The following is an 8,266-nucleotide window of genomic DNA, read 5'->3' as shown; positions in this document are numbered from 1 at the left end:
AATCCCGTCGAGCAGGTGACGGACACAGTCGCGGTCCGGGTGATTACATATTCGATCACTGATCGAGACCGTGTCGCGGAACTCATCCGGGGGCGGCTCGCCGTAAAGGACGGTGAGGACAAGAGTCCCGGGGCTGGGCGTCCACACCACCGCCGGGGATACGACTGCCGACACATCGTTGTTGTCGGTGAAAGTCCGGATGCCGAGGCTGGCTGGTTGATCTCAGGTGGCGAGTTGGCTAGATACTTTGAAGAATTCGGCGGCCTCGAGATACAGATCCGAACAGTTGCGGCACATGCGTGGGCTGAGTTCGAGCACGAACGCCGATACAAAGGCGCTCAATACGATGCGATCGGCGAACAGGATCAGAAGACCATCGATCAGTTGTTCGGCGCCGCGGCGGATGCGCGCAGCGCCCTCGATGAGACCTTTGTCGCAATCGACCTACTGCTGGCTAATCCGACGACGAGAGAGTACCCAGTCGCGCGAGAGTCTGGTGGTGATTCAGTGCCTGTCGGGGGTGGGTCTGCGACACCGATAGATCCAGCGAAGATGAAAGACTTTCTCGCGAAACGCTTTCCGGATGCCGAGGTGGCCTCGGAGGCCGGCGTGAAGTTCGCATGCGATCTCGTATCGGCAAGCGGCTTGGATACCATCGAGGCGCTCGGTTCGGCGCTTGATGCGGTGGATTCCGAACAGGTGCAATCTCTGATGTCCGCCGGTCGTTCGGTGACGAGGGTCCGGCGTCTGGATGATGAACTTCTCGCTTGTTATGGGCAGCGGTATATCGAAAACACCGGCCATGTGGGCTCGGTAAAGACCCGTGCGCGACAACTTGAGTGGCGATACGACCGACTTCGCGGCAAAACCCGGTACTTGATGTATTCGTTCCGCGGGGCCGACTGCCCGGAGGATCTTCGGTCGACTCTCTTTCCGGCCGCCGGCGCAGTGCGGGAAGTAGCACGGATCATCGCGGATTCCCAGGGAACAGTGGATATTCGGATCCCTGACGCGGTCAGTACCTCCGACAATCTGCCTGAAGGGACACGATCTAAGAGGGTGCGCCTGGCGAATGGTGGTTCGCTATGGGTGGCGACGAACCTCAATCGTGAGGCGTCAGAGCGTTTGATTCGTGAGTTGTTGAGTCGAGCGGAGAATATGGACCTACAGGTCCTGAAGGACGGGGAGCCGATCTGATTGATATGCCAGCCCGGTGTCATGGACGAACGACGAATCTGTCAAGGTGCCCTAAGGGTCGTGGATGACCATATATCAGTGGCTTGAGTCCGACGGAGGGCCGCTATTGGTCCTTAGTCGCGACACCCTCGGATCCTGGGGCGGTGCGGATGGTGATCCAGGCCCGACCATGGATTGGGGAGATTATGGTCGAGCTTGCTCGATAGGCGGTTACATCGGACTCGTTCCAGTCGGAAAAGTTGACGGCCTGGTTCTTGGTGACCTGCCAGCCCCAACTACTTTTCTTCCCGCCCATAATCTCTTCCTGCGGTGGGTGGCGGCGGACACCGAGGAAGAAATCGTGGCGGCAGCCGAACAAGCTCTGGCTATCGGCGTCGCGTGGGAAGCGCCAGAAGACCTGGAGTGGAACGTTGAGGGGCCTCTCATTCTCTTCGATTCGGCGGCGCGGGGCAACGATCTCGCTGAGGACGACCGTCTGACAGTCGACATCGATTCGGGCGAGTACTGCGTTCGTGTCGCCTACTTGGAATGCGGTGACAATTGTATGATCTTGGTTCAACTGAAGCGGCTGTAGCCCCGCTGACCTGTATGTTGTGTGATGATCCGACCAGCGTGGGTATTGTCTAATCGTGAAGATGCTTCGCGATATTGCGACTTTGATTCTGTTGCCATTCCTACTGCTGCAAGCGGCCTACGAATGGGTAATGGATAAGTTGTTCGGTCCGCTGATCGAACGAGTCTTTCGATTGTTGACCCCGGTTCTCATGCCGCCACTCAACGCCTTGGGCCGATTTCTAACCTGGTTCACGACGCCAACAGTCCGAGATGACGACAATGCTTCCTGAAACTGTCCCCCTGACGGGAGCAGGCGCTATATCGCCGTCTGCGCTCACCACGGGGATAGTTTCAGGAGCTCAGCGGCTGGCCTCTCGCCACATCCAGAAGCGCCCGGGCGCCGACATTGCGCGCTCGCCTCGACGCCGCGATCTGCGCGTTGTCAGCCGGCACCAACAGTCGCAAACCACGCGGATGACTGCGGAAGTGCAATGGAGCTGGTAGGTCTAGAGCCTCGCCGTCTACACCAGCTAGCGCATGCCCACCGCGCGCGGTCACGGTGAATGACTCAACCGCGAACTCATGCCAGAACGGACTCGAGCGGCGCAGTCCGAGAGCGGAACGCGTCATCAATCGCGCCGCTTGGGCTCCGGTCGACGTCGAGACCGCGACGACCCCGAGTTTGCCGGTATCCATTTCGCTGCGAGTTCCGGCATCGAGCGACGCCGTCGACGTATACGCGTTGTTGGAGACGAGGATGAGAAACGCACCGTCGACGTGATCGCCTGTGGGCGTATCGAATTGGAGGTCGAACGGTTCGGCGAGAGAGCCGAGGAGATCGGGCAGCACCTCGGCCGCTGTCTGCACTTTCTCGGCACGGTATGAATCCTGTTGCACGACAGTCGCGTACACCCCGAGCGAAACATTGTTGACGAAGAGGCTGCCGTTGACCGTCGCGTAGTCAACGCGCCGCTCGACCGCATCGACGAAGGCGCGCAACGTGTTCCGGGGATCGTCGCGATCTAGGCCGAGGTCGAGAGCAAAATGATTGCGAGTACCCGCACTCACACATACGAACGGAATGTCGTACTCGACCGCGATCGAGGCGACGAGCGCCTGCGAACCATCGCCGCCAGCCATCCCGAGACAGTCGGCGCCATTCGCCACCGCGTCGCGGGCGAGTTGCTCCAGGTCGTCCTCGATACCGAGTACCACCGTCCGTACGCCCAGTTCCCCGGCAGCATCGACGATTCCGAATCGCTCGACCTTCCCACCTCCCGACTTCGGGTTGCAAAGCAACACCGGGTTGGCCGGTGGCGTGGGCAGCCGTGATCGATCAAGGCCACGCAGCTCGCGCACCATGGCGAACCGGGCGCATCCGATGAACACCATCAGCAACGCCGCCGCACCGGCGAGCCGCGGCGCGAACCAATCCACACCGACCAACGCGAGTCCGATGATGACGAGTCCGCCGATCACCGCCATCGCGCCGACAGCTCGGCGCGGCATCCGTTCAGTTACCACCCACCACGCACCGGCGACAGCCACCGTAAGACCGACGAGCGCGGTGAGTACCGCCAAGCCGCTTCGAAATAGAAAGAACACCAGCATCGACGCCAGGACCGCGCCACTGATCAACGCGAGGATCGCGCTGAGTCGACGCACGCCGGACACCGTGTCGCTGGATCCCGCGCGATCGTCGGTCATGCTTCTATCTTCGCAGTCTGTCTCGCGTCGCGCGGAAGGTCGCGTGATCCCGTTCAGTCCTATTCTGCGACAGGTGCTTTCACGCCACCTGACGGAATCTGTGGGACCCGCGAAGTGTCGAATGTGAACTGGGACAACAGTCCAGGGAATTTCATCCGAAGAACTTGCCGCGCTGGCGAACTCAAGTGCGTAATGTTCTGGTGATGGGACATTGGCGCGTCCTGATCATCTTGTGCGCGGCACAATTCATCATGGTGCTCGACACCACCGTGATGAATGTGTCGGTGTCCAGTGTTGTCGCCGACTTGGATACGACGATCACGCAAGTGCAGTTGGCCATCACGCTGTACACGTTGGTGATGGGGTCGTTCATGCTTTTCGGCGGGCGGCTGGGCGACATGTTTGGCCGCCGCCGCGTGTTCTCGATCGGCCTGATCGTCTACGGCGCTGGCTCGTTAATCACAGCGCTGAGTCCGAACTTCGCGGTCCTGCTTGTCGGGTGGTCGTTCGTCGAAGGCGCCGGAGCCGTTCTGGTGATGCCGGCGATCATCTCACTCACCGCGGGCAATTACGAAGGTAAGGATCGTGCGACGGCCTACAGCGCACTTGGCGGGATTGCCGCTGCCGGTGCGGCCGCGGGTCCGCTTATCGGCGGCTGGGTTACCGAAGTGCTCACCTGGCGGGTCGTATTCGGCTCGGAGACGATCGTCTGCCTGGTGGTTATCGCATGTGTGCGGGTGATCGCAGACACTGAACGCTCTGGATCGCGACAAATGGACTGGGGCGGAACACTACTGTCCGCCGCCGGTCTTGGGCTAATTGTCCTGGCATTCCTGCAAGCTGGCGCTTGGGGTTTCATCCGGCCATCCGGTGCGCTCACCATCGCGGGCCACCAGATCACCCCGTTTGGTTTGTCGGTTGTGCCATTCATGATCGCTGCCGGGATCTTCGTCTTGATCGGATTCTTCCGGTGGGAGAATCATGTGATCGCGTGCGGCAAAGTACCGTTGATGCATCCCAATCTGCTACGAAAACTGCAGTTGCGCAACGGACTTGTGATGATGATCGCTCAGCAGACAATCATCGGCGGCATGTTCTTCGTCATCCCGATCTACCTGCAGTATGTGTTGATGCAAGACGCGTTCCAGACCGGTCTGAAGCTCGCGCCCATGTCCGTGGCGATGCTGGCCGCGGCCTTCGTGAGCCCGAAACTCGCTGCGACACAGTCACCTCGACGGATGGTCCGCATCGGGCTGACGCTGGTAATCGTCGGGTCGGGGGTGCTGGTCACCACCATCGAACCGCAGCTCGAGAGCGTAATGTTCGCGATCGGGATGGCGATTTTCGGCGCCGGGTTCGGTTTCATCGCAGCACAATTGGGCAATGTGATCATGTCCTCGATCGGTGACCGTGACCGAGGTGAGGCAGGCGGGCTGCAGGGAACCGCCCAGAATATCGGCACATCCGTCGGCGTAGCGTTACTCGGGGCGCTTTTGATCGCATCGTTGAGCGCGGGATTCAACAGCGCCGTACAGAGCGACCCGGCTCTGGCGCAGAATGTTAAGACGCAGGTCGCCCAACTCTCCGACAACGGAGTCGAGATTGTCAGCAAGGACCAGCTCGACGCCGCTAAGGTGCCGAGCGGACTGACGCCCGCGGAGTGGAATGCTCTCATCGACCACTATGAACAGGCACAGATTCAATCGATCAAGTATTCGATACTGCTCGCTATCTTCCTGGCGCTACTGGGATTGGTTATCGCCCAACGACTTCCACGACGACCCGCTGCGGAACTTGGTGCGGTACCGGCTGCCGACGGTCAATGACGACGACCATTCCGCGCGACGTCGTCGCGTAGGATCGCTGGCCACCGCGCCACATCGTCGGGAGTTCGTGCCACCCGCAGCGTCGAGTCGTGGAGCAAGGTGACAAGAGAAACAGCGGTGGACACCGGGTGCGCGGGATCGTCGATCCATGCCAAAATCGTTGTCGGAATGTCGATCTGAACGATTTCCTGCGGTGTAGGTAGGTCGCTGAGTGCCGCTCCCCGAAACAGTGACGGCAGGATATTCGCCGCGACATCGGGTGCGGTCACGTGTGGGACCGCGGCCGGCGGCCGTGGCGCGTCGCGGCTCGTCGCGACAAACGCGTCGACGCCGTGCTCCTCGACAATCGTTGCCGCACGTCGGTATTCGTCGGATTTTGTGATCCGAGTTTCCCACGCGGTCGCCGGCACCATGAGTGTCATGCCGCTGAATCGTGCGGGCTGCTTGCACGCGGCGTGCAGCAGCGTCGCGGTGCCCATTGAGGGTCCTACGCCATGTACCTGTTCGCCGGGAAAGTAGTGATCGAGGAGCAGGAGCAGATCGTCGGCCAGATTGGCCCATCGATAGTCTTCGGGAACTTCTCGTCCCGACGAGCGGCCGTGCCCGCGAGCGTCGTACCGCAGCAAGCGAGTTCCGCTCAGACCGCGGCCCAGGTCGAGATCCAACACGCGATCGCGCGATCTGCTCGACGTCAATCCGTGTAGTTGGACGACCGGCGGGCCACCCTCATCGCTCAGCTCGACGTCGAGAACGGCGCCGGGGACGTCGAATGTCGGCATGTCAGCTCCTCTAAGCGGGTGGGTGCGACCGTGAGCGGTTAGGGTACCGCCATGCGGCTCACCAACGTTGGACACCTCCGCCTGCCGTTCGGGCGGTTGTGGGGATATGACGTGACGGTATCCCAACCGGGCGGCGCGCTGCCGGTTTCGTTTGATCAACGACGGCATGTCGGTGCTGGTGAGCGGCCTGGGTCGTGGATGGCGTTGTCGTTTCGGTTGCGGGAGTCGGTGTCCCGCGATGCTCTCGCCGTCGCATGGCTGGCGGTCATCGGGCGGCATGGGACATTGCGTACCGCGTTCGTTAATACCGGCGGCGATCCTGAACTGCACGAGATCGACATACGTCCGGGGCGCTGGCGGGAGCACGACATCGGCCCGGGGCAGGCGGTCAACGATGCCCTGCGCGACGTTCTCGACGTAGCCTGTTCGCCCTACAACCGGCCGTCGCATCGACTCTGCGTACTGGAAACCGCCGCTGGTCCCACTATCGTTGTCGCGGCTGATCACTCACATGTCGACATGTGGTCGATGTTGGTCATCGCACGCGATCTTCTTGCGGCACTGGCCGATGTCCACGCGGGACGGGCGCCCGCGCTCGCACCCGCTCTACCATTCGTCGACCACACCCGGGCACTGCTCGACCGCCCTGCCGCACCCGACGATGTGCGTCGACGGTGGGCCGAGATTCTCACCGACAGTGGCTCGGTAATGCCGAAATTTCCTCTGCCGCTGGGGAATCCAGAAGTTCAGCCGGAGCGGGTCGAAGTCCGCGATGTATTCGACGTCGACGACAGTGCCGCGTTTTCCGCGCAAGCTCGCGAGGACGGGGTTTCGACACTCACGCTTGCCGTATCGGCGATGACAGCGGTGACCCACGAACTGGCCGGCACTCCGTTGCGTGCGGTGTTCCCGGTACACAGTCGATACGAGGCAGCGTGGCACGACTCAGTTGGCTGGTTTATTACCAACTCGGTGCTCGAGTCCGCTGATCCCGCTCCCGCGGCGTGCGCGGCAGCGGTGAAAGAAGCTGTGCGCCTTGGTTCGTGGCCGTTGAAAGACGTCCTCGCGCCGTGGAACGGCGAAATGCCGGAAGCGCCCGCGATGTTCGCTATCTCCTGGCTCGATCTTCGACGGTTACCGGTACGAGTGGATGCGACGAGCCTGGAAGCTCAGTACGTGAGTGCCGCCATCCGCACCGACGGGGTCATGCTGTGGTTCATCCTCGACGAGTCGGGACTCCACTTGCGTTGTCGGTATCCGGATACACCGCAAGCGCGGCATAACGTCGGAGCCTGGTTGGATACCTTGGTCGCTCGACTACAGGCCGGCGCACGCTCGTCGGTCGGTGGACTTCTTCGCTTGGGTGACCGCGCATTTCGGGTGCAACGCGCTACCCGCGCCGATGTGCCGGAGGTGGTCGCGCTCCTGTCCGACGATGAGATCGGTCGCGGGCGTGAAGGTGGCGACGAGACGGCGTATGAGGCTGCCTTCGACGTCGTCGCCCGAGACGCATCACATTATTTGGCGGTGGTTCGTGACGAGGCGGATCGTATCGTTGCGACGATGCAATTGACGGTTATCCCGGGATTATCCCGCGGTGGTGCAACACGATTGCAGATCGAGGGATTGCGAGTGGCGGCAGCGGAGAGATCGGCAGGGCTGGGTACCTCGATGCTCGAATGGGCGCATGACCATGGTCGGGCACATGGCGCGACCCTCGTTCAGGTGACGACCGACGAGGTTCGCGACCGAGCACGAGCGTTCTACGCGCGGCTGGGGTACGAGACGAATCATGTCGGTCTGAAGAAGTCATTGTGAGAGTCGAACGCGGAATGCCGATGCTCCTGCCGCACAACCGTATTCGGCTCGCTTTGGTCTCGATACACGCGCGTCTCGCTAGCGCTCGGCGAACGCACTCGACCATCTAGGGCAGCGGGTCTCGCTAGCGCTCGACGAAATGTAGTCCGACACCCCACGGTTGGTCGAGTGCCGTCGCACGAGCTTGCGAGCCCGGCGGTGTATCGAGACCTCGCAACCCGAAGGCCCCGACGTCACCGCGCACTATGCGGATCGCCTCCAACGACTTCGACCGACAGACGCGGTCAGGGCCAGCTGACGACTCCCGCTGGTGATGGTATCCGCGAAATTTCGTCCCCGTCAGCATGATCCGAGGGCAATATGCCCTCGGATGCCATTGAGGGG

Annotated in this window: 8 protein-coding genes; 5 read left to right on the top strand and 3 right to left on the bottom strand. The window is 61.6% G+C overall.

The features are described 5' to 3' along the window. From GOEFS_RS17745 to GOEFS_RS17735, 3 genes are all read left to right on the top strand, one after another. Positions 1-1,197, top strand: a 1,197-nt coding sequence (locus tag GOEFS_RS17745; RefSeq protein ID WP_007319324.1) for a RelA/SpoT-related domain-containing protein, incomplete at its 5' end; no start/stop codon positions are given. A 64-nt stretch (positions 1,198-1,261) separates the two neighbouring features. Further along, positions 1,262-1,771 (top strand): Imm21 family immunity protein, encoded by a 510-nt coding sequence (locus GOEFS_RS17740; RefSeq protein WP_040525452.1) that lies wholly within the window; start codon positions 1,262-1,264, stop codon positions 1,769-1,771. 55 nt (positions 1,772-1,826) lie between these two features. After that, complete coding sequence (locus GOEFS_RS17735) at positions 1,827-2,042, top strand: hypothetical protein (protein WP_007319321.1); 216 nt, start codon at positions 1,827-1,829, stop codon at positions 2,040-2,042. A 61-nt stretch (positions 2,043-2,103) separates the two neighbouring features. On the opposite strand, the gene GOEFS_RS17730 is transcribed toward GOEFS_RS17735, so the two are convergent. Further along, positions 2,104-3,459, bottom strand: a complete 1,356-nt coding sequence (locus GOEFS_RS17730; protein WP_007319320.1) for a diacylglycerol/lipid kinase family protein — start codon at positions 3,457-3,459, stop codon at positions 2,104-2,106. 203 nt (positions 3,460-3,662) lie between these two features. On the opposite strand from GOEFS_RS17730, the gene GOEFS_RS17725 reads away from it, so the two are divergent. Further along, complete coding sequence (locus tag GOEFS_RS17725; protein ID WP_040525455.1) at positions 3,663-5,285, top strand: MFS transporter; 1,623 nt, start codon at positions 3,663-3,665, stop codon at positions 5,283-5,285. On the opposite strand, the gene GOEFS_RS17720 is transcribed toward GOEFS_RS17725, so the two are convergent. Next, positions 5,279-6,064, bottom strand: coding sequence for an alpha/beta fold hydrolase (locus tag GOEFS_RS17720; RefSeq protein ID WP_007319318.1), 786 nt, complete (start codon positions 6,062-6,064; stop codon positions 5,279-5,281). The two genes, GOEFS_RS17725 and GOEFS_RS17720, sit on opposite strands and share 7 nt — an antisense overlap. Positions 6,065-6,115: 51 nt before the next feature. On the opposite strand from GOEFS_RS17720, the gene GOEFS_RS17715 reads away from it, so the two are divergent. After that, positions 6,116-7,882 (top strand): GNAT family N-acetyltransferase, encoded by a 1,767-nt coding sequence (locus GOEFS_RS17715; protein ID WP_007319317.1) that lies wholly within the window; start codon positions 6,116-6,118, stop codon positions 7,880-7,882. Positions 7,883-8,006: 124 nt separating this feature from the next. On the opposite strand, the gene GOEFS_RS23680 is transcribed toward GOEFS_RS17715, so the two are convergent. Further along, the coding region (locus tag GOEFS_RS23680; RefSeq protein ID WP_211600678.1) for a hypothetical protein at positions 8,007-8,266 on the bottom strand (260 nt) is incomplete at its 5' end.

The organism is Gordonia effusa NBRC 100432, from assembly GCF_000241305.1.
GTDB classification, from domain to species: domain Bacteria; phylum Actinomycetota; class Actinomycetes; order Mycobacteriales; family Mycobacteriaceae; genus Gordonia; species Gordonia effusa.
The sequence above is the reverse complement of the archived record's forward strand: the minus strand, read 5'-3'. Positions and strand labels throughout refer to the sequence as shown.

Excerpts from the sequence above, each read along its gene's own strand:
- GOEFS_RS17740 (WP_040525452.1), top strand. The coding sequence starts at position 1,262 with ATGACCATATATCAGTGGCTTGAGTCCGACGGAGGGCCGCTATTGGTC.
- GOEFS_RS17730 (WP_007319320.1), bottom strand. The coding sequence starts at position 3,459 with ATGACCGACGATCGCGCGGGATCCAGCGACACGGTGTCCGGCGTGCGT.
- GOEFS_RS17725 (WP_040525455.1), top strand. The coding sequence starts at position 3,663 with ATGGGACATTGGCGCGTCCTGATCATCTTGTGCGCGGCACAATTCATC.
- GOEFS_RS17720 (WP_007319318.1), bottom strand. The coding sequence starts at position 6,064 with ATGCCGACATTCGACGTCCCCGGCGCCGTTCTCGACGTCGAGCTGAGC.
- GOEFS_RS17715 (WP_007319317.1), top strand. The coding sequence starts at position 6,116 with ATGCGGCTCACCAACGTTGGACACCTCCGCCTGCCGTTCGGGCGGTTG.